Origin of the sequence: Pseudomonas sp. LRF_L74, assembly GCF_965644255.1 — a bacterium.
Taxonomy (GTDB): Bacteria; Pseudomonadota; Gammaproteobacteria; order Pseudomonadales; family Pseudomonadaceae; genus Aquipseudomonas.
This window is the reverse complement of the sequence record NZ_CBFFRH010000002.1, coordinates 344,377-368,632: the sequence shown is the minus strand read 5'-3', so window position 1 is coordinate 368,632 and position 24,256 is coordinate 344,377. Positions and strand designations below refer to the sequence as shown.

The following is a 24,256-nucleotide window of genomic DNA, read 5'->3' as shown; positions in this document are numbered from 1 at the left end:
TATACCCGCTAATTGCCCAAGGCAAGCGCCAGTTGCCCCGCTACTGCTCATAGCGCCAGAGCAAGCGCCAGCACAATCGCGCATTCGCTCAGTTCCAGCAGTGCCCCGGCGGTATCGCCCGTGGTGCCGCCAAGGCGTTGCATCAGGCTGCGGCGCACACAGAAGAACACCAGCACAGCCACACCGAGCGCAAGACAGGCACTCCAGCCAAGCAGCAGCATGGCCAGGCCATGGATCAACAGGACCCAGGGCAATTCTTTCCGTGGCAGATGCGCACTGAGCGCGTGTCCCAGGCCATTGGCACGCACGTAGGGCGTACTCTGCAGCAGCACCGGCAACAGCGCCCGGCCCAGCCAGGGCGCGAGCACCAGGCCCGCCCAGGCGTCGGCCTGCAGCAACACGACCAGGGCGCTGAACTTGAGCAGCATCAACAGCACCAGCACGACAATGGCAATCGGGCCGCTGCGTGGGTCCTTCATGATTTCCAGGGTGCGCTCGCGATCGCCGAAACCACCCACCCAGGCATCGGCCGTATCGGCCAGGCCGTCGAGGTGCAGGCCGCCACTCACGCCGACCCACAACGCCAGCAGGATCGCGGCCTGTAGTGGCGGCGCAGTGTCGCCCAGAACGTTGTGCGCCAGCAGCAGTACGGCGCCGATCAAGGCACCGACCATCGGGTACCACAGCAACGAGCGTCCCACCTGATGAGGCTCGGGCATACCTGGCAGGCCGATAGGCAGACGAGTGAGGAATTGCAGGGCAATCAGCAGCGGCAATGACATGTTCAGCGCTCGCGAAGGGACAGGTCGGCATCGACCTGCAAATGGAGCAGTGCGCCGTGGGCGACTTCTACCTGCATAAGCTGCTCGCGGGGCAGACGGCGAGCACGGGCGACCAGCAGGCGAATCACCCCGCCATGGGTGACCAGCAGAACCCGCCGACCGGCATGGCGCCGGGCTATACGGGCCAGCGCAGACAAAACCCGCGACTCGAACTGCAACAGGCTTTCTCCACCCGGAGGTGTAAAGGCGTATGGGTCTTCCCAGAACAAGCCCAGCTCACGCGCCGATGTATCCATCAATTGCAAAGCGGTGCGCCCTTCCCAATCACCGAAATGCAGCTCCTGCAAATCCGCATCCAGCTCCAGGGCGAGGTTGCGTTGTGCCGCCAACACCTCGGCGAACCTGGCGCAACGCTGCAATGTCGAACTGACCAGCACATCCCACTCGCCGGCAACGACCGCTGCCCGCATCTGCGCCCAGCCCTGCTCGGTCAATGCGTCATCGATGCTGCCGCGAAAACTGCCTCCCGAGACGGTTTCGCCATGGCGCAACAAGTCGATGCCAAGACTCATGCCGGACGATCCGAGACGGCCGCCTCGGCGAAGGTCGCCATCTCGCCGTGCAGGGCGCAAGCCAATTGCAGCAACGGGACCGCCAGCGCCGCGCCCGAACCCTCGCCCAGGCGCAAGCCAAGATCGAGCAGCGGTTCGGCGGCAAGGCTTTGCAGCACCAGGCGATGGCCGGGCTCGGCGCCGCTGTGGGCGAACAGCAGCCAGTCACGGCAGGCCGGATTCATACGCACCGCACACAAGGCAGCGGCCGTGCAGATGAAGCCATCGACCAGTACCGGCAGCCCCTGCTGCGCGCAGGCCAGGTAGGCGCCGCTCAGCGCTGCCAGCTCGAAACCGCCAACGTGACGCAAGGCTTCGAATGGATCGGTGAGCGCTGCGGCATGCAGGGTCAATGCGCGCTCGATCACCTCGGCCTTGCGCCGCACACCCGCCTCGTCAAGGCCGGTACCAGGCCCCACCACCACGCTCGGCGCATGGCCGAGCAAGGCACTGGCCAGGGCCGCTGCCGCGGTGGTGTTGCCAATCCCCATCTCGCCGCCGATGAACAGATCGCTGCCCGCCGCCAGGGCCCGGGTGACGCTGTCTCGACCCGCCTGCAAGGCGGCCTGGCACTGTTCGACGCTCATGGCCGGCTGGCGGGCAAAGTTGGCGGTGCCGGGGCCAAGGTGCAGATGCAGGACACCGGTCAACGCCAACGACTGCACGGTCCCCAGGTCGACGACGTCGAGTCCGGCGTTCAATTGTCGGGCCAGCACACTGATCGCCGCGCCACCGGCGACGAAGTTCTGCAGCATCTGTCCGGTCACTGCCTGCGGGTAGGCCGAAACGCCCTCCTCGACCACACCGTGATCGCCGGCGAAAATAGCGACCCAGGGCTTGTCGATACGCGGCTTCAGCTTCGCCTGCTGGGCAGCCAGCAGCACGGCCAGGCGCTCCAGCTGGCCGAGCGAGCCAGTCGGCTTGGTCAGCTGTTGCTGGCGTTCCAGCGCCTGTTCGCGAACCAGCTGATCGAGCGGTCGACAGGCTTGCAGACACCAGTTGGTGGTCATAACGCTTCTCCCTTGAGAGTCATGGGCAGGCCGGCGACCGTGAAGACCACACGCTGGCTGCGTTCGGCAATGGCCTGGTGCAGCCAGCCCGCTTCATCGACATAACGGCGGGTCAGCTCGCCCAGCGGCACCACACCGAGGCCAGTCTCGTTGCTGACCAGAATGATTCGGCCCGGCAGATCGGCCAGGCTTGCAAGCAATGCATCGCGCTCTGCCTGCAAGCGGGTATCGTCGTCGAGCATCAACAGATTGGTCAGCCACAGGGTCAGGCAATCGACCAGCAGGCAACGTTGCTCGCTGGCCTGCTCGCGCAGTACGCGGGCCAATTGCACGGCCTCTTCGACCAGGCCCCAGCTTTCCGGCCGCCGTGCCCGATGTTGGGCTACGCGGGCATTCATCTCGCCATCGAGTGGCTGGCTGGTGGCGATATAGACGACCTCCAGCCCAGACTCGCTCGCCAGCCGTTCGGCCAGGCGGCTCTTGCCGGAGCGAGCACCACCGAGGATCAGTTCAAGCATGGTTCCAGTCACTCCAGCCCACACAAGGCCTTCAGCTTTGCCGTATCCAGATGCGCCTCGACCAGATCGGCCAGGCGTTCGATATCGCGTTCGCGCAGGGCATGGTAGTCCACCTGCCGTACATCCTTGACGCCGGCCCAGCGCAGCAGCGCGCCACAGGCTGAAGGCGACTCGAACAGGCCATGCAGGTAAGTGCCGAGGACCTGGCCGTCGTCACTCAATACGCCGTCGCCGCCCCCACCATCGAGGGTCACCGCAGGTCGCTGCAACGCCGGCCCCGAACTGATCCCGGCATGAATTTCATAACCGCTCACCTCGGCCTGCTCCAGGGCAAGGCGCCCGCGAACATTGCGTAACTGTTTCTCCGGCTCCAGCCTGGTGGCGAAATCCAGCAGGCCGAAGCCATCGGCACTACCTGCCGGCCCTTCCAGCGCATGCGGATCGTCGATACGCGTACCGAGCATTTGCAGCCCGCCGCAGATACCGATCAGCTTGCCGCCATAACGCAGGTGGCGCTGGATCGCCGCGCGCCAGCCCCGCTCGCACAGAAAAGCCAGGTCGGCGCGTACGCTCTTCGAGCCCGGCAGGACGATCAGGTCGGCCGGGGGAATCGGTTGGCCAGGACTGACGAAAGTCAGCTCGACCTGCGGATGCAGACGCAGCGGATCGAAGTCGGTGTGATTGCTGATCCTTGGCAATACCGGCACCACCACGCGCAAGGCATCGCCGCCTTTCTCGGCCTGGCGCAGGTCGATGGCGTCCTCGGCCTCCAGGTGGAATTCCTTCAGGTACGGCAGCACGCCGAGGACCGGCTTGCCGGTGCGTTGCTCCAGCCAATCCAGGCCCGGCTGGAGCAAGGCGATATCGCCGCGAAAACGGTTGATCACGAAACCTTGCACCCGCGCCTGCTCGCTCGGCGACAGCAATTCCAGGGTGCCGACCAGATGAGCGAACACGCCGCCCTTGTCGATATCGGCGATCAGGATCACCGGGCAGTCGACCGCTTCGGCGAAGCCCATGTTGGCAATGTCGTTGGCGCGCAGATTGATCTCGGCGGGCGAGCCGGCACCCTCGACCATCACCACATCGCAGGTATCTTGCAGGCGCCGATGGGAAGCCAGCACCGCGTCGCGCGCCACCTGTTTGTAGGCGTGGTAACTCACTGCATTCATATTGCCGATGGCGCGACCGTGGATGATCACCTGGGCGCCAGTGTCGCTGTTGGGTTTTAGCAGCACCGGATTCATATCGGTATGCGCCGCCAGCCCGCAGGCCTGGGCCTGCACGGCCTGGGCACGACCGATCTCGCCGCCATCGGCGGTCACCGCGCTGTTGAGCGCCATGTTCTGCGGTTTGAACGGCGCCACCGCCACGCCCTGGCGGCGCAACCAGCGGCACAGCGCGGTCACCAACGTACTCTTGCCGGCATCCGAAGTGGTGCCCTGCACCATCAGGGTGGTCATGGCTGGTATTCACCCAAGCTGGCAAGCGCCTGCTCCAGGCGTTGCCACTGGCCTTCGTCGCCGGGCAGGCCGAAACGCAGGCCGGCAGGGTGCTTGATCTTGCGCAGCAGGATGCCCTGGTGCGCCATGGCGCTGTGCAACTCGCAGGACCACTCGTTGAGCACCAACTGGAACAGATCGGTGCCCCCTGCCGGGGTCAGTTGATAACGCGTCAGCAGCCGCACCAGGCGTTGGCTGTCTTCCCCCAGGCGCTGGCGTTGGCGCTGCTGGCCGTCGATATCCTGCAACAACCGGGTTGCGACAAAGCGCGCGGGCCCACTGACGCCCCAAGGCCCAAGCAAGGATTCCAGACGCGCCAGCAGATCCGCCTCGGCGAGCACAAAGCCCAGGCGCGCGCCCGCCATGCCAAAGAACTTGCCGAACGAGCGCAGCACGATCAGCCCCGGCAGATGGCTATGGGCGGCCAGGCTGTGCTCAGGCGTGCAATCCATGAACGCTTCATCCACCACCAGCCAGCCACCACGCGCGGCCAGATCGGCGTGCCATTCGAGCAACACCCGCGACTCGATGCGCCGGCCAGTCGGGTTGCCAGGATTGACCACCACCAGCACGTCGAGCTTGGGCAGGGCCCGCCCCACGGCCCCCTCACTCAAGGCCAGCAGTCGGTGGCCCTCGCGACGCCAGGACTCGGCATGTTCGGCATAGGCAGGCGAAACGATTCCGACCTGCTGATGCCGACGCATATGAGGCAACGCCTGGATCGCCACCTGAGAGCCAGCGACCGGTAGCAGCGACGTGGCGCCATAGAAGTCACGGGCGGCAGCCTCCAGCCCGTCGTTCACCTCAGGCAGGCGATTCCACACCGCCATCGGCAACGGCGGCAGCTCCCAGCAGCCATAGGGGGCGACCCCCGTAGACAGATCGACCCACTCGGCCAGTTCGATACCGTACTGCTGCGCCGCCTGGCGCAAACGTCCACCATGCTCAAGCAAACTGCAAACTCCCGATTGCCAGGACTGCCAGCCATAACAGCACGCCAGCCCAGACCATGTTCATCGCGCGCTCGATGTCGCGCGCCTTCGGTGCATCGCCTTCGCCCAGTTGGCCGCGCTCATGCACCTCGCCGTGATAGACCGCCGGGCCACCGAGGGCCACGCCAAGGGCGCCCGCTCCCGCCGCCATCACCGGCCCGGCATTGGGGCTGTCCCAGGCCGGAGCCTGCTTTCGCCAGCAGCGCAGGGCTGCCAGGGTATTGCCGAGCAGCGCGTAAGTCACGGCGACCAGCCGCGCCGGCAGGTAATTCAGCGCATCGTCGATCTTCGCCGCTGCCCAGCCGAAGCGCTCGAAGCGCTCGTTACGGTAACCCCACATTGCATCGAGGGTATTGCTCAGGCGATACAGAACGACACCCGGGGCGCCGGCCACGGCAAACCAGAACAGCGCGGCGAACACTGCGTCGCTGCCGTTCTCCAATACCGATTCGGTGCCTGCGCGAGCCACGCCATCGGCATCCAGCTCAGCGGTGCGCCGGCTGACCATGTAACCGACCCTACGCCGTGCCTCCGGCAGATCGCCGAGGCGCAAAGCCTGGGACACTGGCAAGGCATGTTCGCCGAGACTGCGCAGGCCGATTGCCGCATACAGGGCAGCCACGCCGACCAGCCAGCCGATGTAGGGCAGGTTTGCCAGCCAGATGCTCAGAAAAGTCGGCGGCAGCACCGCCAGGCACCAGCCCATCACGCCATGACTACGCCAGCCATGCCCGCCACCGTTCAGGCGCCGTTCGATGCGCGTCGACAGGTTGCCGAATGCCACCAGGGGGTGCCAGCGCCTGGGCTCGCCCAACCAGCAGTCCAGCCCTACCCCCGCGAGCATCGTCAGAAACAGACTCACCGCTGTTCCCAGCGGTCGGTGAACAACAGCTCCTCGAGGGGACGCTCCTTGGCCCAGCCCTCCCGGACCAGCATCGGCTCGTCATAGAACGCATGCACCGGCCCCAGGCACAGCACGGCCTCGGGCCTGCTGCCTGGCGGCATGCCGAGCAGATCGGCCAGGGCAACAGGATCGAACAGCGAGACCCAGCCCATGCCGAGCCCTTCGGCACGCGCCGCCAGCCACAGGTTCTGGATCGCGCAGGAGAGTGAGGCCAGGTCCATTTCCGGCAAGGTACGCCGACCGAACACATGGGCCTCGCGGCCATCCGCCAAGGCCGCCACCAGCAGTACGGCACAGTCGCGAATACCCTCGACTTTCAGGCGCATGAACTCATCGCTGCGCTCGCCCAGGGCTTCGGCAGTGCGAATGCGCTCAGCCTCGACCTGAGCATGGATCGCCTCGCGCAGTTCCGGCCGGGTAATCCGAATGAAACGCCAAGGCTGCATCAGACCGACACTGGGGGCGTGGTGCGCAGCTTCCAGCAGGCGTACGAGCAACTCCGGCGCCACCTCGCCACCGGCAAAATGGCGCATGTCGCGACGCTCGGCGATGGCGCGATAGACCGCCGCTCGTTCTTCTGGGCTGAAGGGCTCGCTCATGGCCGCAATATCTCCGCAACTGCGCAAGGGTTTGAAGGCATATAGAAGTGGATGTAGGACGCGGTCAACCGGCCAATCCGAAAAACCGCCTCGGCCGCCGGCCGCTGGTTGGGGCTGCGGCCCACGGCAAGGGGGGGCAACGCACAATCGAGGCGCGAATGGTGATAGGTGTGCCCACGCAGCTCACCTTCCGGCAGGCTGACCTGTTGCAGGCCGAGCGCCGCCATGCGCCCTTGCATCACCGCACGGCCCGGCAGCAGGCCAAGCAGTTCGGCACTGTCGCCCTGCTTGTCGGTCAGGCGCTCGAGCAGGTAGAGCATGCCGCCGCACTCGGCGAGGATCGGCTTGCCGGCGTGCTGGTGAGCGCGAATCGCCGTGTGCATCGAGCGGTTAGCCGCCAATTGCTGCAAGTGCAGCTCCGGGTAGCCGCCCGGCAGATAGAGGCTGTCGACCTCGGGCAGCGCCTCATCATCGAGCGCTGAAAAGAAGCGTAGATCAGCCCCCAGTTGCCGCAGCAGGTCGAGATTGGCCTGGTACAGGAAAGCGAAGGCACGGTCACGGGCGACCCCGATGCGAACACCGTTCAGCAGTAATCCTGGCGCCTCTGTTACAGGAGCAGAGAACACCACCGGCCGGGGCAACACATCACCGGCGCTGGCCTGCAAGGCATCGGCGGCAGCGTCCAGGCGGGCATCGAGGTCGGCCAGTTCCTCGGCCTGCACCAGGCCGAGGTGGCGGCTGGGCAGTTCGATAGCGGCATCGCGCGGCAAGGCGCCGTACCAGTTGATCGACGACGGCAGGCTGTCACGCAGGATATCGCCGTGGCGCAAGCTGCCAGTCCGGTTGGCCAGCACCCCGGCGAACGGCAGGTCAGCCTGGAAAGTCGCCAGGCCGTGGGCCAGCGCACCGAAGGTCTGGGCCATGGCCGCACCGTCGATCACGCCCAGCACCGGCACGCCGAAACGCCGCGCCAGATCAGCCGCCGAAGGCGCGCCATCGAACAGTCCCATGACGCCCTCGATCAAGATCAGGTCAGCGGCCCTCGCGGCTTCCCACAACAGACGCCGGCATTCCTCTTCGCCGACCATCCACAGATCCAATTGATACACCGGATTGCCCGAGGCCCGGGCCAGGATCATCGGATCGAGAAAGTCCGGGCCACACTTGAACACACGCACACGCCTGCCGGCTCGCGCATGCAGGCGCGCCAACGCAGCGGTGACCGTGGTCTTGCCCTGACCGGAAGCGGGTGCGGCAATCAGCAGTGCCGGGCAGGCATGGGATTCGGTCATCAGAATTCGATGCCCTTCTGCGCTTTCACCCCGGCCTTGAAGGCATGCTTGACCAAGCTCATCTCGGTCACCGTGTCGGCGGCTTCGAGCATGCCAGGCAGAGCGCCCCGCCCGGTCACCACAACGTGCTGCAACAGCGGGCGCGCCTCGATATCGGCCAGCACCGCCTCAAGCTCCAGGTAACCATGCTTGAGCGCGATGTTCAGCTCATCCAGCACCACCAGGCCGACCTGCGGATCGTTGAGCAGGCCGACGGCAATGCGCCAGGCTTGCTGGGCTTTTTCGATATCACGCTGGCGGTTCTGGGTTTCCCAGGTAAAGCCCTCACCCATGACGTGATAGCTGACTTCATCGGGAAAGCGACGGAAGAACTGCTCCTCTCCCGTGCTCGCAGCGCCTTTGATGAATTGCACCACGCCGACCTTGATGCCATGACCGAGTGCACGCGCCACCATACCGAAGGCCGAGCTGCTCTTGCCCTTGCCATTGCCGCTGTGCACCAGCAGCAGGCCATACTCGTCCTGGGCCTGGGCGATCTTTTCGTCGACCAGCGCCTTCTTGCGCTGCATGCGTGCCTTGTGGCGCTCATCGCGCGCGGCCGATTCGGTCATTGCCAGCTCCTCGGGACACCGCATGCAACGGCACACGGATGAAATGGAAGCGCAGGCGAGGATGAACGAGCCGGCAAGTCGACACAGACCTACCCACTCGCAGCACCCTCCGCGCCGCTGTGGAATACGACAGGCCGGTCTCCAGGCTCGCAGGCAGCAGCCTGCATACCGTTGCGGGGGCAGCGCCGGCTTGAACCGGCTTCCCTGTTTCACCCCATGGCCAATGGCCGAGGCACCTGTCGCGAAGGCGCGCAGCTTAGTTAAAAGCAACAGCAGGCTGCAAGTTGGAAGCGCCTTTTACCGGCAGCAGCACCCAGACATGTTGCGTTTACGCTATCGCACAGGGATGCCCACTCGCCATTTAAATAAGTATTTTTGCCATAAATACTTTTAATTATTGGCAAATAGACTTATATTTTTGCCACTGCAAGGAGGCAGGCAATGCAATGAACCGGATCGAGTGGGCCAGGAAGGCCGTCAAACAGCTCGGCAGGCTCGACCGCGCCGATCAGGTCAGGATCTACGAAACCGTTCAGGTCCTGACGTATATGCCGAATGTTCAAAACGTCAGAAGCCTTACCCGACATCGTTACGGCTACCGCCTCCGAATAGGCAACTATCGGGTGATGTTCGACTGGGATGGCAGCGTGAAGATCGTGAATATCGAAGAGGTGAAAAAGCGCGATGAGCACACCTACCAATAACGTGCAAATCATCAATGGGCCGGACGGTACACCGGCATTCGTGGTCATTCCCTATGCAGATTATTTGCGTACCCACCCCAGTGAGGATCTGGTGCCCAACGAAGTGGTCGGGCTCATGGTCAAGGAAGGACTGACTGCCATCGCAGCCTGGCGCAAGCATCTGGGCCTTTCCCAGGCGCAGGTCGCGGAACGCATCGGTATCAGCCAACCCGCCTATGCCCAGCAAGAACAGGCCACCAGACCACGCAAGGCGACACGCGAAAAAATCGCGGCAGCACTGGGCATCGCTCCACAGTTGCTGGATCTATGAACGAACGGCCCGTTAAGGCTGGCTGGCCAGGGGCGATGGTGATAGCACGCGCTTGGCACTGACGTAGGTCTTGCTCCAGTAGGCGGTGGACAGGCTGTCCTGGCGTACCGCGCCGCCAGTGGATGGCGCATGGACGAACTTACCTTCGCCCAGGTAGATGCCGGCATGGCTCACGGTGCTGCCGCCACTGGTGGCGAAGAACACCAGATCTCCAGTCTCCAATGCAGTACGCGAAACGTTCGGTGCGCGCATACTGGCCATCTCGCGGGTCGAGCGCGGCAGTTGGATACCGGCGGTATTACGGTAGACATAACCGATCAGACCGCTGCAGTCGAAGCCACCTTCAGGCGTATTGCCACCATAACGGTAGGGTGTGCCATCCAGGCTGAGAGCACTGAGCAACACCTGGGATGCCAGGTCCGCATCACTGACGATGGGAACAGGCTCGGCGTAGACAGGTGCCTGGGGAGGAGGACTGCTCGCACATGCACTGAGCAGCGCGGCAAGAGCGAGCGAAAGGAGGGCCTTGCAATACATGGACGGGCGATCCTGAAAAGAATGCGCCCTACTTTGCCGGGCAGGCAGCGACGGTGCAAGCCCGACGCCACCATTTTGCCCACGCTTATTTCTGGGAAGCGACCTCATGCACCGGAGCCATGGCGAGTACACGCTTGGCCTCCATGAAGCTGCTGCTCCAGTAACTGTCATCCAGGCTATCTACCCGCACACCACCGCTGCGGCGGCTGCTGGAATGGATGAACTGATCGTCGCCCAGATAGATGCCGGCATGACTGACACGGCCGCGACCGCGATTGTTGAAGAAAATCACATCGCCAGGCTTGAGCTCGTCACGCGCGATCAGCGGAGCGTCGAGGTTGATCATCTCGCGGGTCGAACGCGGCAGCTTGATACCGGCCTCTTCGCGGAACAGAAAACCGACGAAGCCACTGCAATCGAAACCGGTATCGGCGGAACGACCACCGAAACGGTACTTGGTACCGACCAGCGACAGGCCGTGTTCCAGGATGCTATCGGCGAAACTGTCGGCGAAGCTTGGCAGTTCGTACGGTTTGTGATCGGCGAACGCAGCGAGGTCTTCTTCGCTGATGATCTCCGTGGTGTCTCCTGCGTGCGCGTCGATCCGCGAAACGGACTGGACGCTCGACAGGTGGGCCGCAACGTCATTGCGGGATTGGGAAACAGGGCTGGCGCAGGCCGCCAAGAGTACCGTGAGTGCAATGGGCACGAGGGGTGCGAAGCGAGTAAGCATGGGCACGACCGTGGTTTAATTAAGTTATAAGCGACCGACCATACCCGCTGGAGAAGTAATTTGCAAATTCAATGTCGAAAAATGTGACTCATGAGTTTCGGCAAAACATCTAACGCCCTTCCTGGCAGGTGCAAGACGACGGATTGACTCAGGTCGGTGAACGCCGGGTTGATTTCTGCAGTGAAGCCGCCCCGCCACCGGGTCTGCTGCACTGGCTCGCGTATGTACGGAAAACTTGCCGTGGTTCCTACCAGCAGCAGCAGGTCGAAGCCCTGTTCCAATTGCTGATGAAGATCAGCGATGGCCTTTTCCGGCAGCATCTCCTCGAACAGAACCACCGGTGGCCGCAAGATACCTCCGCATTGCGGACACAAGGGCGGCAACGGACGTTGCAGGTGCGCCTCCAGTTCACGGTCTTCACGCCCGCAGGACTGGCAGAACAGCGGTGCCAGTTCGCCATGAATCTCGATCAGCCGTTCCGCTACACACCCCGCCAGGCGATGGTAGCCATCGATATTTTGCGTCAGCACCCAGCATTCGGGCTTGCGCCGCTGCAATTCGGCAATCGCGAAGTGGCCCGCATTGGGCTGCGCATTCAGGCAAGCCTTGCCCAGCTCGGCGAGGTATTTCCAGCACAGCGCCGGCTTTTCCCGAAGCATCGGCCCGGACAAGACGCGCTCAATGGGCATGCCCTCGGGCGTCAGGCCATTGTACAGGCCGCCCAGCCCTCGATAGGTCGGTAATCCGGAGTCGGCCGACAGCCCCGCACCGGTAATGACCAGGATTCGCTCGGCCAGGGCGACTTCACGGGCCAGTCGAAGGATGTCCTGCTCCATCGCCCAGGCCCCGTTCAGTGATTGACCGTATGCGCGAGCATCACCGACAGCTGACACAGCGGCCGCCCGCTCTGCTCGTGCCACTGGTTGAACACCGCCTGTACCGCGGCCAGCTCCTTCAGACTGGTCGGCGCCTTATCGATGATCTCCTGGGCCTTGAGCGCGGCGACCATGTCATCGGTGGGGATGAAGGTGTCCTTGTCGACCATGCGCAGGAAACGCGGTGCGGACAACCCGCCCAACTGGTTGCCGTGCTTGGCCAGGTACTTCCACAGGCCAACGATATCGGTCACCGGCCAGTCGGCGATGAACGCGGCGAAGCTGCCCTTCTCCTTCTGGATATCGAGGACCATCTGCGCATTGCGCGGCACACTCTTGAGCTTGCCCAGGTGGCGGATCAATCGGTCGTCCTGCATCAGCCGCTCGATATGCTCGCCCCCCATCAACACCACCTTCTCCGGATCGAAACCGAAGAACACCTGCTCGAAGGCCGGCCACTTGGCATCCACCACGCTGTGCTTGAGACCCGCACGAAATACCCGCAGCGCCAGCATCGACAAGTAGCGGTCATCGGCGACCTTGCGAAGTTGGGCAGCAGTCTTGGCTTGCGGCAGTATCGCCTCCAGCGCCGCGGCCGAACCGAAGCGATTCAGGCAATACTCGTGGAGCCACTGGTAGTCACGCATGAAGGGTTCCCTGAAAGAGCAAAAAGGACGACAGGTTGCCCGCTGAGACGGGGCGAGGCAACCTTGCACCCCATGACCGATGCTCCCGCCCTGTTTCTCGCCTGCTGCGCCGACGTCCTCGCGGAGGATGAAACCGTGATCGAACGCTTGCAGCGCGCCGGCTTCGACTGCAAGACCGATGGCTGGAGCTTCACCCTGCCCGCCCTGCACGCCTTCCTCGTCGATCAGCACGGCATGCTGCTGGACTACAAATCCTTCGTCCAGCAACTGTTCGCCAGCGACATCAACCTGCGCCTGCGTGCCCAAGGGGCGGAAATCGCCATCGCGGACAACCGGGGCAAGGTCAATGCGAGTCGCTATCGCCTGCGTCGCCTGAACGCCTGAACAGGTGCCGATGAGCTTCGTGATAGAGCGCCGAATCGGCGAAGTCTTCCGCGCCCAGCACCCGGCCGACCAGGATCAGCGCCGTGCGGCGGAAATCCTTGGCCTCGGCCCTGGCCACGATGTCCGCCAGGGTGCCGCAGACCCAATCCTGGTCCGGCCAGGTGGCCCGATGGACCACCGCGATCGGGCAATCCGCTCCGTAGTGCGGCAGCAACTCGGCGACAATGCTGGGCAGTTGGCCAACGCCCAGATGGATGGCCATGGTCGCGCCATGACGGGCAAGGTCCCCAAGCTGCTCGCCTTCCGGCATTGGCGATTTGCTGGCGTAACGGGTGAGGATCACCGTCTGCGACACTTGCGGCAGGGTCAGCTCGCTTTCCAGCAACGCCGCGCAGGCAGCCGTGGCGGTAACACCGGGAATGATCTCGAAGGGAATGCCCAGCGCGTGCAGATGACGGATCTGCTCGCCAATAGCGCCGTACAGCGAGGGATCGCCGGAATGCACCCGCGCGACGTCCTGGCCCTGCTCATGGGCAGCCTGGAGCAAGGCGACGATCTGCAACAGATTGAGCTCGGCGGTATTCACCACCCGCTCGGCCGAATGTCCTTGCAATACGGCCTCGGGCACCAACGAGCCGGCATAGAGAATCACCGGACAGGAACGGATCAAACGCTGGCCCTTGACGGTGATCAACTCGGGATCGCCAGGGCCGGCACCGATGAAGTAGACGGTCATAAGACTTCCATGAAGAACAGGCTCGTGGGCCGATGAAGCTACAAGAGCGAGATCGCCAGTGCCACGGTTGCCTGGGCGTTCTTGCGTTTCCCGACCAGCAGCCGGGCAGGCGCACCGCTCGCTATTTCCGCCTGGGCCAATGCGCAGGCCTCGGCGACGCCAGCACTGCCGCTGACCTGTCGAACCAGATCGGACGAGTCGCTGAGGCCAGCCTGGTACGACGCAAGCTGCTCGGCAGCCAGATAGAAGACAGGCAGGCCAAGTCGCTCGCCCAACTCGCGGATACCACGCTCATCGGTTTTGTTGGCACTACTGGCCAGGGCGGAGAGATCGGTCGCCTGCAAATCCTGATCGGCAAGGACGCTCAAGAGCAGATCATGCAGCGCATCCGCCGGGCAATCGCGCCGGCAACCAAGGCCGGCGACGATCAGCGAGCGCCCAGGCATCAGGCGTTGCGGCCACGCCCGTAGAACCAGGCGGCTGCCAGGCCCAGGGCGGACCAGAATAGCGCATTGGTGACCAGCGAGGCGATGATGAAGCGCTGCTCCAGCGACTCCGGCGCCAGGCTTTCATGGACCTCGGGTTGCGGCGCGCCGATCAGGTGCGGGATGGCCAATAGCACGACACCGAGAATGCGCAGCAGCCAGTTGCGCGAGAAGGCGATCAGCCCCAGACCGGCAGCCGTGGCCACTGCCGTGCCGACCCACCAGTATTGGCGCAGCAGCAGGTCGGCGGCAGCGGTGCCCGGCAGTTCCGGTGGCAGGCCCGAGGTCGGCGCCAGCACGAAGGTGGCGAAACCGGCCAGGCCCCAGAGCAGGCCCTGCCAGGTCTTGCCCGGCGCACGCAGGGTGAACAGGCCAGCCAGCATCAGAGCGAAACCGACAGCCACCACCAGATTGGCCAGGCCCGTGGAGAGCAGGCGCTGCCAGCCATCTTGCGGCGACCAGGCCTCGCCATCGTGACTGTGCTCGTGGGCAGCGGCGCCAGCCTCATGGCTGTGCTCGGCCATCGCCTCGGCGGCAGGTTCGGCGTTTTCGTAGGTTTCGGCTTCGAGAATCAACGGCGTGACCCACAGGCTTTGCAGCAGGGTCAGCACGATGGCGGCAAGCAGGCCGGAAAAGCCTGCCGTCTGGGCGATACGCTTGATCATGCGCTGGATTCTCGATCAGTGGCAGGGAAATGCCGAGCTGTGACGAGTGTCGTGGGCCGCGTTATGCACGGCTTCGACATGGGAGAAGCCGGCAAAGAAGATCAGCGCAGCGCCGAATACCACGCTGAGCGATGCCGCAGCCAGGCGCTGCGACAGGGGAAGCGGAAGGGATGCCGAAGCCGATACGGTGCTGCTGGACATGGTGCGAGCCTTCTATTCATGGGCGATGGAAGAGCACAGCACGATAAAGGCGCCGGCGCGTGCCCGCCCACCGCGGGTTGCCAAACTGGATATTCAGGCCGGTCTCCGGGCTTGCGATGGCTGCCTGAGTGCAGCGGGGATCGACCTTCCCACATCGAACGATGCAGTGGTCACGACGATCCCGGACATTCGCTTACCGTTGCGGGGGCAGCGCCGGACTCGAACCGGCTTCCCGTTTCACTTCGCGCGACGACGCGAAGCACCTGAAAAGTCGCGCTAGGACACCACGAAGCCCGCTTTGCGTCAACATGTTGCCAAGCGCGCGAAGATTGACCCCGCGCCAGGCCATACGTAGCCTTGCGCTCTTTCGAGGTTCTCCACGCAGGTGGAGCTAAGAGGGAACACGGCAAGCCGTGGCTGCCCCCGCAACTGTGAACGACCGAAGCCCTTTCAATTGCCACTGCGCTGACGCGGGAAGGCGAAGGGTCGGCGGCAAACGCCGGTCGTGAGCCAGGAGACCTGCCTCGTCAACGCTTTCGATAACCGGGCGGGGTGATCCGGTGATGCCTGGTCGCCAGCCGATTCTGGTGCCTGCCATCCTGTTGCCCGCTCGCCGCTCACTCAGACGCAGGGCTCTCCATGAAAACGCTCGCCAAACTCCCCGTCACCATCGTCACCGGCTTCCTCGGTGCCGGTAAGACCACGCTGCTGCGCCACATGCTGGAGCACGCCGAAGGCCGGCGCATCGCGGTGATCGTCAACGAGTTCGGCGAGTTGGGTATCGATGGTGAAATCCTCAAGCAGTGCGCCATCGGCTGCACCGAGGAAGAAGCCAACGGCCGCGTCTTCGAACTGGCCAACGGTTGCCTGTGTTGCACCGTGCAGGAAGAGTTCTTCCCGGTGATGCGCGAACTCGTGGCCCGGCGCGGCGACCTCGACCACATCCTCATCGAAACCAGCGGCCTGGCCTTGCCCAAGCCCTTGGTGCAAGCCTTCAACTGGCCGGAAATCCGCAACGCCTGCACCGTCGACGCAGTGATCACCGTGGTCGACAGCCCGGCCGTGGCCGCCGGCACCTTCGCCGCCTTCCCCGACCAGGTCGATGCCCAGCGCAAGCTGGACCCCAACCTCGACCACGAATCGCCACTGCACGAACTGTTCGCCGACCAACTCGCCAGCGCCGACCTGGTCATCCTCAACAAGGCCGACCTGCTCGACGCCGAGGCCCTGGCGACGGTGCGCGCCGAAGTGGCCGAAGAACTGCCGCCAGCGGTCAAGGTCATCGAAGCACACAGCGGTTCCCTGCCGCTGAACGTGTTGCTGGGCCTGAACAGCGAGACCGAGTTGCACATCGACGGGCGCAAGACCCACCACGATGAAGAAGAGGACGACCACGACCACGACGAGTTCGACTCCTTCCCGGTCGCGCTGCCAGAGGCTGACGAAGCACGCTTGCTGACAGCCCTGAAAGGCGCAGTGGCCAAGCACGGCATCCTGCGTATCAAGGGCTTTGCGGCGATCCCCGGCAAGCCTATGCGCCTGCTGCTGCAGGGTGTTGGCCAACGCTTCGACAAGCATTTCGACCGAGCCTGGAAAGCCGAGGAGCCTCGGGTTACCCGCCTGATCGTGATTGGCCAGGAACTGGATCACAGCGCCATCGCGGCCGAGCTGAAGGCCGCACTGGCGTAAGCACGGCAAATCATGCACCTCCTGCGCACCCAGCCCGGCCAGCAACTGCCGGCCGACAGCATCGCCGACCTCGGCCAGACCCCGGCCGAATTGGTGATCCTCTGCACCGGCGACTCGCACCTGTCGCTGCTGGCCGAGGTGGCGCGCCATCTGCCCGAGGACTACCCGACGCTGCGCCTGGCCAGCCCGGCGCAACTGGGTAACCACGCCTCGGTGGACTTCTACGTCGAACAGGTGCTCAAGCACGCCAAGGTCATCCTCATCTCGGTGCATGGCGGCGTCAGTTATTGGCGCTACGGTATCGAGCGCCTGGTCGAGCTGAGCAAAGCCGGGGCAACGCTGATACTGGTGCCCGGTGACGACCAGCCAGATCCCGAATTGACCAACCTGGGCAACGTCGCTGCCGAGGATGCCGAACGCCTGTGGCAGTATCTGCGCCAAGGCGGCGTGGACAACGCCCGGCAGTTTTTCCAGTGCATCGCCAATCGCTACCTGGAGCGCGACTACACCTGGCAAGCACCACATGCCCTGCCCCGCGTCGGCCTTTACCATCCTGATAAAAGCAACGCCTCGCTGGATGACTGGCGCGCCGACTGGCAGCCCGATGCGCCGGTCGCCGCCCTGCTGTTCTATCGCACCCACGTACAGGCGGCGAACACCGCGTTCGTCGATACGTTCTGCCAGCGCTTGCAGGCCCAGGGCCTCAACCCGCTGCCAATCGCCGTGGCCAGCCTCAAGGAGGCGGCATGCCTGGCCCAGGTCGAAGATTGGCTGGACGAGGCCGGCGCCGGGGCGATCCTCAATACCACCGGCTTCGCCCAATCCAACCCGGAAGCGCCGCAGGAGCGCCCGTTCCGCCGCGACATCCCGGTGCTACAGGCGCTGTGCGCACTCGACAGCGAAGAACAATGGCAAGGCAACGCCCAGGGCCTCGGCCCGCGTGACCTGGCGATGCACATCGCCCTGCCGGAACTGGACGGCCGCCTGATCACCCGGCCGATCAGCTTCAAGGGCCTGGCCTGGCGCAGCGAGCGCAGCCAGAGCGATGTGGTCTGCTACCGCCCGCACCTGCCGGGCATGGATTTCGTCGCCGAACTGGCGCGGCGCTGGTGCGAGCTGCAACGCAAGCCGGTAATGGACAAGCGTGTCGGCCTGGTCCTCGCCAACTACCCGACCCGCGACGGTCGCATCGGCAACGGTGTCGGCCTGGACACGCCGGCAGCGGCGCTGAATATCCTCCGGGCCCTCGAAGACCAGGGTTATCCCGTCGCGGACCTGCCGAACAGCGGTACCGCGCTGATCCAGCAATTGCTCGGCGGCGTGACCAACGACCTCGACAATCTCGACCTGCGGCCCTGCGCCCAGAGCCTGGCGCTGGACGACTACCAGCGCTTTTTCGAGTCGCTGCCCGAAGCCAATCGCCAGGCGGTGCTGGAACGCTGGGGCACGCCGCACAACGATCCGATGTTCCGTAGCGGCCGGCTGATGATCGCCGGCCTGCGTTTCGGCCTGACCTTCATCGGCATCCAGCCGGCACGCGGATATCAAGTCGATGCCGCAGCGGTGTATCACGATCCGGACCTGGTGCCGCCCCACGGTTACCTGGCCTTCTACTTCTGGCTGCGCCACATCTACCAGGCCGACGCACTGATCCACGTCGGCAAGCACGGCAACCTGGAATGGCTGCCGGGCAAGAGTGTCGGCCTGTCGGAACGCTGCTGGCCGACGGCGATCCTCGGTGCGTTGCCGAACATCTACCCGTTCATCGTCAACGACCCCGGCGAAGGCGCCCAGGCCAAGCGTCGTACCCAGGCGGTGATCATCGACCACCTGATGCCACCGCTGACCCGCGCCGAAAGCTACGGCCCGCTGCGCGACCTGGAGCGCCTGGCCGACGAATACTACGAAGCCAGCCAGCTCGACCTGCGCCGCGCCGCCGAACTGCGCGGCGAGATTCTGCAGAAGGTGCGCGAAGCCAGCCTGGATCGCGAACTCGGCCTGCAACTCAACGACGACCCCGAAAGCTGGCTGCCGCAACTGGATGCCTACCTGTGCGACCTCAAGGAGTCGCAGATTCGCGATGGCCTGCATGTCTTCGGTGAATCGCCGACCGGGCAACTGCGTCGCGACACCCTGCTCGCCTTGCTGCGTATTCCCCGTGGCGATGGCCAGGGCGGCAATGCCAGCCTGCTGCGTGCCCTGGCGCGTGATCTGGAGTTGGACTTCGATCCGCTCGACTGCGAGATGGCGGCGGCCTGGTCTGGCCCGCGCCCAGAGGTTCTGGCGAGCCTGAGCGACGAACCCTGGCGCAGCGCCGGCGATACCCGCGAGCGTCTCGAACTGCTTGGCCTCAGCTTGATCGATGCAGCGGATTGCAAATCCGGTGCCGCCAGCGAAGTCGTCCTGCACAGCCTGCGCAACCATATCGCGCCGCTGCTCGACGCCTGCGGCAGCGCCGAAATGCACGGCCTGCTCGCCGCCCTCGACGGCCGTTTCGTGCCCTCCGGCCCCAGCGGCGCGCCAAGCCGCGGTCGCCTGGACGTGCTGCCCACCGGGCGCAACTTCTTCTCCGTAGACGTGCGCAACCTGCCCACGCCCACCGCCTGGCGCCTCGGCGTGCAGGCTGCCGACCGCTTGCTCGAGCGTCACTTGCAGGACGAAGGCGACCATTTGCGCCGCCTCGGCCTCTCGGTGTGGGGCACGGCAACCATGCGCACCGGCGGCGACGACATTGCCCAGGCCATGGCGTTGCTGGGCGTACGCCCGGTGTGGCAGGCCGGCAGCCAGCGGGTCGAGCGCTTCGAGGTGTTGCAGCTGGAACAGCTTGGCCGCCCGCGCGTGGACGTGACCCTGCGCGTCTCCGGCTTCTTCCGTGACGCCTTCGCCAACCTGATCCGCCTGTTCGACGACGCAGTCCAGGCGGTCATCGACCTGGACGAACCGGAAGACATGAATCCGCTGTCCGCACGGGTCTGGCAGGAATCGCTGACACTGCAAGACAACGGCATGACCGAGCAGGAGGCCCGACGCCAGGCTGGCTGGCGCATTTTCGGCTCCAAACCCGGCGCGTATGGCGCCGGGGTGCAGAACGCCATCGAGGAGCGTCTATGGGAAAGCCGCGCCGACCTGGCCGAGGTGTACCTGAACTGGGGCGGCTACGCCTATGGCCAGGGCGTCGAAGGTGCGCCGGCCCGCGCGCAGTTCGCCGAGCGTCTGCAGCACTTGCAGGCGGTGCTGCACAACCAGGACAACCGCGAGCACGACATCCTCGACTCCAACGACTACTACCAGTTCCAGGGCGGCATGCTGGCGGCGGTCGAGACCCTGCGCGGCGGCAAGGTCGCCAGTTACCACGGCGACAACAGCCAGCCGGACACCCCGCGCATCCGTACCCTGAAGCAGGAACTGGCCCGCGTGGTCCGCGCCCGTGCCGCCAATCCCAAGTGGATCGAGGGCATGAAGCGCCACGGCTACAAGGGCGCCTTCGAACTGGCCGCGACCATCGACTACCTGTTCGCCTTCGACGCCACCAGCGAACTGGTCGACGACCACCAGTACGCCCTGCTCACCGACGCCTACCTGCTGGACAAGGACACCCGTGACTTCATCCAGCGACATAATCCCGGCGCCTTGCAGGACATCATCGAACGCCTGCTCGAAGCCCAGCAGCGCGGCCTGTGGCAGGAGCCTGGCGAGTACCAGGAAGCGCTGGAGAACCTGCTGATCGACAGTGAGGAAAACTAGGGTCTGTTGCCGTTTCGGCACGACAGCGTTGAGATGCGCCCGGCAGACCAGCGCCTGATGCTCGACTCAAGCCAGCGCGCTACGCCGCCGCCCTTCTACGCGCCTGCGCAAGCTGATCCGCTCGGTAATGACCAGTTCACCGCCAGTCGCCTGCGCAGAGCGTCCCCAATCATCCAGAAGCTCCATGCACGCATGGTCGATGTAACTGACACGCTCCAGACTCAGGTGCACACGCGTGCCGGGTTCGATAGCCGCCAGCACCTTGGCCAACTGCGGCACCCGAAGAAAGGTGGCCGAGCCGCTCATGCGCAATTCAACCTGCTTGTCACCCACCTTGACCAGCCTCAAGCGCAGGCGCGATGCATTCCACACCAGTTTCAGCAGGGTCAGGAGGAATCCGATCAGAACGCCGGTCAGCAAATCGGTGAAGACGATACACAGCGCGGTAGCGGCGTAGATGAACGGAGGGACTCGCCCATAACGGCCAAGGCTGCGGATCGCTTTCGGATCGACCAGCTTGCAGCCGGTGTAGACCAGCACGCCGCCCAGGCTGGCCACCGGAATGCTTTGCAGCACGCCTGGCAACAATGCCACCAGGGCCAGCAACCAGGCGCCGTGAAGAATGGTCGATACCCGCGTGCGCGCCCCGGCCTGGACATTCGCGGAGCTGCGCACGATCACACCGGTCATCGGCAACGCGCCAAGCGCACCACAGATCATGTTGCCAACGCCCTGGGCCGAGAGTTCACGGTCGAAATTCGAACGCACACCGCTGTGCATCCGATCGACGGCCGCAGCGGAAAGCAAGGTTTCGGCGCTGGCGATGAACGCCATCGCCAGTGCGGCAATCAGCAGTTGTGGGTCCGCCAGGCTGGCCAGGGACTGCGGTGTGACCCAATCGATCGCATCGCCCAGGCTATCGGGTAGTTGCACCCGCTTGACCGGCAGCGCCAGCCAGATGCTGGCGACGGTCGCCACCGTCACGCCAACCAGCGCCCCGGGTAAAAAACGCAGGCTGGCTGGGCGCAAGCGGTCCCACCCCCACATGCAGGCAATCGTGCCGAGGCCAATCAGGCCGGCGGCCATCGCCGATCCCTCGCCCGCCAGGCGAAACGCATCGAACAGGGCAGCAGGAAATGCCAGCAGATTATCCAGGCCGGATGCCTTGGGCGATGCATCCACCATTACATGCAGTTGAGAGAGAACGATCAGAATGCCGATACCGGCAAGCATGCCGTACACCACCGCCGGTGCCGTGACGCGAAACCAGCCGCCCAGACGCAGTGCGCCGGCCACCAATTGAATCAGTCCGGCCAGTAGGAGCACCGGACCGAGCGCCGCCATGCCATGGGTCCTGACCAACTCGAACACCAGGACAGCCAGGCCGGCGGCCGGGCCACTGACCTGCAAGGGCGAGCCCGCCAGAAAGCCAATGACCAACCCACCGACGATGCCGGTAATCAAGCCCTTGGCGGGCGGCATCCCGGATGCGATCGCGATGCCCATGCACAAGGGCAGCGCGACGAGAAAAACCACCACGGACGCCAAGGCATCCCGCGGTAGAGAGCGGAAAAAGCTCATGAGCGTTTTCTCCTGAAAAAGAAGCCAGGCCGGCGCAAGGGCCGGCTCGTGAACGAGACAATCGAGGCAGAGAATCAGGCGCTGGCGTAGCGCGGCACCGGTGTCGCCGAGGGCAGGCTGTCACCATCCAGAGGCAGGAATGCCCCGTGGCTGACGTCGTAGGCACGAATACTTGCCGTCTCGATGTCGTAGACCCAGCCATGGATGTGCAACTGGCCGCTGGCCAGGCGGGATGCGACCGAAGGATGGGTGCGCAAGTGGTCGAGTTGAGCGACCACGTTCTCCTCGGTGAGCACGCCCAAAGCCTCATGGCCGCAACAGGCGCAGTTCTCGGCCACGACACTGCGCGCCACCTCGGCATGCCGCAGCCAGGCTTTAACCGTCGGCATGCCTTCGAGACTCTGCGGGTTGAGCACGGCCTTCATGGCCCCGCAGTCAGAATGCCCGCAGACGATGATGTGCTGCACGCCCAGCGCCATCACGGCGTATTCGAGCGCCGTGGAGACGCCGCCGTTCATCTGCCCGTAAGGAGGCACGACATTGCCGACGTTGCGGGTGATGAACAGGTCGCCAGGCTCGCTCTGGGTGATCAACTCAGGAACGATGCGCGAGTCGGCGCAGGTAATGAACATCGCCCTGGGGTTTTGTGCGTTTGCCAGGCGCTTGAACAACGCCTGCTGCTGGGGAAAGACTTCCTGGCGAAACTTGCGAAAGCCCTCGACGATAGTGCCCATCGCGCGCTCGGCGCTCTCAGGTTCGCGTGCATGAAGTTCAGCGACTCTGGCCTTGCCAGTCCGGGTAGTGGTTGAGCTCATCGTAGAATCTCCCTTCAGTGCATTGACGACGTTCTCGACTTCGACCCAAACGCCTGTGACCAACGGGTCACTTCGCCAACGACGCTACCGGGAAAAACTTAAGCAAAACTGAACGACCCGCTCTAAATCGCCATACACGCACAAAGTAAACGGATTAAAAGAGAGCACTTCCCGGCCCCGTGAGTGAAATAGGCAAGCTCTCACAGCACCGCCAACCTCAAGCGCTGTTCTCGACCGCGAGCCCGGTAATACAGCTCGGCAGCCAGGCCAGGCCGGCTCCGGCAAGGCCGCATCGGCGACCGCCTGAAGATCGTCCAGCCAGAGTGGCGAGGCCCGCCACACTCGGATATACGATTGCCAGACATGCAGCTATTCGGCTCTTTCCGATTGTCGATCAGCGGTCCCAACGGCTGCGGCAAGTCGACCGTGCTGGCAGTGATCGCCGGCTTGCTCGAACCCGCTTCGGGCGAATGCCGGGTCGACGTGGCACACGCCCATCTCGACCAGCACCTCTCCTGCCTGGATCGCAGCGATTGTGCGCTGGATCATCTACGCCAGCGTGTACCCAGCCTGACCGAGCAAATGACGCGAACCCGACTGGTTCATATGGGCCTGGATAGCGAGAAGGTTTCGCTGCCATGCAGACAGGTTGCGCTGGACGCCAGTGGGTTGGCGCGATGAGCGGTTCTCACCGTAATTCGCCCATTCTCAAAGCCGGAAATGCCCCGCCATCGCCTGCAGGTCGCGGCCGAAGCCTGCCAACTGTGTGCTCGAACGGGCCGTTTCCTCCATCGCCTCGGCCGACTGGTCGGCAATGTCACGGATGCTGGTAACGCTGCGATTGATCTCTTCGGCAACCGCAGTCTGTTGCTCGGCGGCGGCGGCGATCTGCTGGTTCATCTGATGAATCACCGAAACCGCCTCGGCGATTCCATTCAGCGCCTGTTCGGTCTGGTTGGCATCCTGCACGGTCATGTCCAGCAGCTCGCCACTGCGCTGCATGTGTTCGACCGACTGACGCACACCTTCGCGCAACGTCACCACCAGGCGTTCGATCTCGGCGGTCGATTGCTGGGTTCGCCTGGCCAGCGCGCGTACTTCATCGGCCACCACGGCAAAGCCCCGCCCCTGCTCGCCCGCTCGGGCCGCCTCGATGGCGGCGTTGAGCGCCAGCAGGTTGGTCTGCTCGGCCACGCTCTTGATCACGTCCAGTACAGAACCGATGCTCTGGGTCTCCTGGCTGAGATGCTGGATGCTGTCGGTCGACTGGCGAATGGCCGTGGCCAACTGGTCGATCCGCACCAGCGTCTGGCGCACCACCTGGCTGCC

At 64.4% G+C, this 24,256-nt stretch carries 26 protein-coding genes, 1 pseudogene and 3 riboswitches; of the genes and pseudogenes, 6 read left to right on the top strand and 21 right to left on the bottom strand.

Annotated elements, in window-relative coordinates; translation table 11 throughout:
• Nucleotides 1–47: 47 nt before the first annotated feature.
• The 10 genes from ACSZPK_RS06605 to cobO are packed head-to-tail and all read right to left on the bottom strand — an operon-like array spanning nucleotide 48 to nucleotide 8,821.
• Nucleotides 48–782: an adenosylcobinamide-GDP ribazoletransferase gene (locus ACSZPK_RS06605; protein WP_437880613.1), complete on the bottom strand. Its 735-nt coding sequence runs from the start codon at nucleotides 780–782 to the stop codon at nucleotides 48–50.
• Between the two features lie 2 nt (nucleotides 783–784).
• Entirely contained in the window at nucleotides 785–1,354 is a 570-nt protein-coding gene (cobC, locus tag ACSZPK_RS06600; protein ID WP_437880612.1) for an alpha-ribazole phosphatase family protein, read from the bottom strand.
• The gene (gene cobT, locus ACSZPK_RS06595; RefSeq protein ID WP_437880611.1) at nucleotides 1,351–2,403 is read right to left on the bottom strand and encodes a nicotinate-nucleotide--dimethylbenzimidazole phosphoribosyltransferase; all 1,053 of its coding nucleotides are present in this window, start codon (nucleotides 2,401–2,403) and stop codon (nucleotides 1,351–1,353) included. The genes cobC and cobT overlap by 4 nt, the downstream gene beginning before the upstream one ends.
• On the bottom strand, nucleotides 2,400–2,921 hold the full coding sequence (gene cobU, locus ACSZPK_RS06590) for a bifunctional adenosylcobinamide kinase/adenosylcobinamide-phosphate guanylyltransferase (protein WP_437880610.1): 522 nt from the start codon (nucleotides 2,919–2,921) through the stop codon (nucleotides 2,400–2,402). The genes cobT and cobU overlap by 4 nt, the downstream gene beginning before the upstream one ends.
• Before the next feature lie 8 nt (nucleotides 2,922–2,929).
• On the bottom strand, nucleotides 2,930–4,384 hold the full coding sequence (locus ACSZPK_RS06585; RefSeq protein ID WP_437880609.1) for a cobyric acid synthase: 1,455 nt from the start codon (nucleotides 4,382–4,384) through the stop codon (nucleotides 2,930–2,932).
• Nucleotides 4,381–5,376: a threonine-phosphate decarboxylase CobD gene (gene cobD, locus ACSZPK_RS06580; protein WP_437880608.1), complete on the bottom strand. Its 996-nt coding sequence runs from the start codon at nucleotides 5,374–5,376 to the stop codon at nucleotides 4,381–4,383. The genes ACSZPK_RS06585 and cobD overlap by 4 nt, the downstream gene beginning before the upstream one ends.
• Entirely contained in the window at nucleotides 5,369–6,259 is an 891-nt protein-coding gene (gene cbiB / locus ACSZPK_RS06575; protein ID WP_437881008.1) for an adenosylcobinamide-phosphate synthase CbiB, read from the bottom strand. The genes cobD and cbiB overlap by 8 nt, the downstream gene beginning before the upstream one ends.
• A 14-nt stretch (nucleotides 6,260–6,273) precedes the next feature.
• Nucleotides 6,274–6,927, bottom strand: a complete 654-nt coding sequence (gene bluB / locus ACSZPK_RS06570; protein ID WP_437881007.1) for a 5,6-dimethylbenzimidazole synthase — start codon at nucleotides 6,925–6,927, stop codon at nucleotides 6,274–6,276.
• Nucleotides 6,915–8,210, bottom strand: a complete 1,296-nt coding sequence (locus tag ACSZPK_RS06565) for a cobyrinate a,c-diamide synthase (protein WP_437880607.1) — start codon at nucleotides 8,208–8,210, stop codon at nucleotides 6,915–6,917. Before ACSZPK_RS06565 ends, bluB begins: the two co-directional genes overlap by 13 nt.
• Complete coding sequence (gene cobO, locus ACSZPK_RS06560) at nucleotides 8,210–8,821, bottom strand: cob(I)yrinic acid a,c-diamide adenosyltransferase (RefSeq protein ID WP_437880606.1); 612 nt, start codon at nucleotides 8,819–8,821, stop codon at nucleotides 8,210–8,212. The genes ACSZPK_RS06565 and cobO overlap by 1 nt, the downstream gene beginning before the upstream one ends.
• Nucleotides 8,822–8,936: 115 nt before the next feature.
• Nucleotides 8,937–9,076, bottom strand: a riboswitch (cobalamin riboswitch).
• A gap of 191 nt (nucleotides 9,077–9,267) precedes the next feature.
• Between cobO and ACSZPK_RS06555 the strand changes: the two genes are divergently transcribed.
• Together ACSZPK_RS06555 and ACSZPK_RS06550 are read left to right on the top strand one after the other, a co-directional pair.
• Complete coding sequence (locus tag ACSZPK_RS06555; RefSeq protein WP_437880605.1) at nucleotides 9,268–9,525, top strand: type II toxin-antitoxin system RelE family toxin; 258 nt, start codon at nucleotides 9,268–9,270, stop codon at nucleotides 9,523–9,525.
• Nucleotides 9,506–9,835, top strand: coding sequence for a helix-turn-helix domain-containing protein (locus ACSZPK_RS06550; RefSeq protein WP_437880604.1), 330 nt, complete (start codon nucleotides 9,506–9,508; stop codon nucleotides 9,833–9,835). Before ACSZPK_RS06555 ends, ACSZPK_RS06550 begins: the two co-directional genes overlap by 20 nt.
• A gap of 12 nt (nucleotides 9,836–9,847) precedes the next feature.
• On the opposite strand, the gene ACSZPK_RS06545 is transcribed toward ACSZPK_RS06550, so the two are convergent.
• The 4 genes from ACSZPK_RS06545 to ACSZPK_RS06530 all read right to left on the bottom strand — a co-directional run bounded on the left by ACSZPK_RS06545 (nucleotide 9,848) and on the right by ACSZPK_RS06530 (nucleotide 12,627).
• A complete protein-coding gene (locus ACSZPK_RS06545) occupies nucleotides 9,848–10,372 on the bottom strand; it encodes a C40 family peptidase (protein WP_437880603.1) in 525 nt (174 codons plus the stop codon).
• 85 nt (nucleotides 10,373–10,457) lie between these two features.
• Nucleotides 10,458–11,105, bottom strand: coding sequence for a C40 family peptidase (locus ACSZPK_RS06540; RefSeq protein WP_437880602.1), 648 nt, complete (start codon nucleotides 11,103–11,105; stop codon nucleotides 10,458–10,460).
• Nucleotides 11,106–11,173: 68 nt separating this feature from the next.
• The gene (locus ACSZPK_RS06535) at nucleotides 11,174–11,941 is read right to left on the bottom strand and encodes an NAD-dependent deacylase (protein WP_437881006.1); all 768 of its coding nucleotides are present in this window, start codon (nucleotides 11,939–11,941) and stop codon (nucleotides 11,174–11,176) included.
• Nucleotides 11,942–11,955: 14 nt separating this feature from the next.
• Complete coding sequence (locus ACSZPK_RS06530; RefSeq protein WP_437880601.1) at nucleotides 11,956–12,627, bottom strand: DNA-3-methyladenine glycosylase I; 672 nt, start codon at nucleotides 12,625–12,627, stop codon at nucleotides 11,956–11,958.
• A gap of 72 nt (nucleotides 12,628–12,699) precedes the next feature.
• Here ACSZPK_RS06530 and ACSZPK_RS06525 point away from each other — a divergent pair, with 72 nt between their 5' ends.
• The gene (locus ACSZPK_RS06525; RefSeq protein ID WP_437880600.1) at nucleotides 12,700–13,011 is read left to right on the top strand and encodes a hypothetical protein; all 312 of its coding nucleotides are present in this window, start codon (nucleotides 12,700–12,702) and stop codon (nucleotides 13,009–13,011) included.
• Here the strand turns inward: ACSZPK_RS06525 and cobM are convergent.
• Genes cobM through ACSZPK_RS06505 form a run of 4 tightly spaced genes read right to left on the bottom strand, consistent with a single transcriptional unit; the run spans nucleotide 12,971 to nucleotide 15,098 of the window.
• Nucleotides 12,971–13,747: a precorrin-4 C(11)-methyltransferase gene (gene cobM, locus ACSZPK_RS06520; protein WP_437880599.1), complete on the bottom strand. Its 777-nt coding sequence runs from the start codon at nucleotides 13,745–13,747 to the stop codon at nucleotides 12,971–12,973. The genes ACSZPK_RS06525 and cobM overlap by 41 nt on opposite strands.
• A 38-nt stretch (nucleotides 13,748–13,785) precedes the next feature.
• Nucleotides 13,786–14,193, bottom strand: a complete 408-nt coding sequence (locus ACSZPK_RS06515; RefSeq protein ID WP_437880598.1) for a cobalamin biosynthesis protein — start codon at nucleotides 14,191–14,193, stop codon at nucleotides 13,786–13,788.
• A complete protein-coding gene (locus ACSZPK_RS06510; protein WP_437880597.1) occupies nucleotides 14,193–14,897 on the bottom strand; it encodes a CbtA family protein in 705 nt (234 codons plus the stop codon). Before ACSZPK_RS06510 ends, ACSZPK_RS06515 begins: the two co-directional genes overlap by 1 nt.
• A 15-nt stretch (nucleotides 14,898–14,912) precedes the next feature.
• Entirely contained in the window at nucleotides 14,913–15,098 is a 186-nt protein-coding gene (locus ACSZPK_RS06505; protein ID WP_437880596.1) for a CbtB domain-containing protein, read from the bottom strand.
• Between the two features lie 79 nt (nucleotides 15,099–15,177).
• A riboswitch (cobalamin riboswitch) is annotated at nucleotides 15,178–15,380 on the bottom strand.
• Between the two features lie 71 nt (nucleotides 15,381–15,451).
• Nucleotides 15,452–15,639: riboswitch (cobalamin riboswitch) on the top strand.
• A gap of 98 nt (nucleotides 15,640–15,737) precedes the next feature.
• Between ACSZPK_RS06505 and cobW the strand changes: the two genes are divergently transcribed.
• A complete protein-coding gene (gene cobW, locus ACSZPK_RS06500; protein WP_437880595.1) occupies nucleotides 15,738–16,787 on the top strand; it encodes a cobalamin biosynthesis protein CobW in 1,050 nt (349 codons plus the stop codon).
• A gap of 12 nt (nucleotides 16,788–16,799) precedes the next feature.
• Entirely contained in the window at nucleotides 16,800–20,531 is a 3,732-nt protein-coding gene (gene cobN / locus ACSZPK_RS06495) for a cobaltochelatase subunit CobN (protein ID WP_437880594.1), read from the top strand.
• A 66-nt stretch (nucleotides 20,532–20,597) separates the two neighbouring features.
• Here cobN and ACSZPK_RS06490 read toward each other — a convergent pair whose 3' ends face one another.
• Nucleotides 20,598–22,112, bottom strand: coding sequence for a SulP family inorganic anion transporter (locus ACSZPK_RS06490; RefSeq protein WP_437880593.1), 1,515 nt, complete (start codon nucleotides 22,110–22,112; stop codon nucleotides 20,598–20,600).
• 74 nt (nucleotides 22,113–22,186) lie between these two features.
• A complete protein-coding gene (locus tag ACSZPK_RS06485) occupies nucleotides 22,187–22,927 on the bottom strand; it encodes a carbonic anhydrase (protein WP_437880592.1) in 741 nt (246 codons plus the stop codon).
• A 363-nt stretch (nucleotides 22,928–23,290) separates the two neighbouring features.
• Between ACSZPK_RS06485 and ACSZPK_RS06480 the strand changes: the two genes are divergently transcribed.
• A complete protein-coding gene (locus tag ACSZPK_RS06480; RefSeq protein WP_437880591.1) occupies nucleotides 23,291–23,608 on the top strand; it encodes an ATP-binding cassette domain-containing protein in 318 nt (105 codons plus the stop codon).
• Between the two features lie 27 nt (nucleotides 23,609–23,635).
• Here ACSZPK_RS06480 and ACSZPK_RS06475 read toward each other — a convergent pair.
• A pseudogene (locus tag ACSZPK_RS06475) lies at nucleotides 23,636–24,130 on the bottom strand (methyl-accepting chemotaxis protein); the annotation flags it as partial.
• Nucleotides 24,131–24,256: the final 126 nt, after the last annotated feature.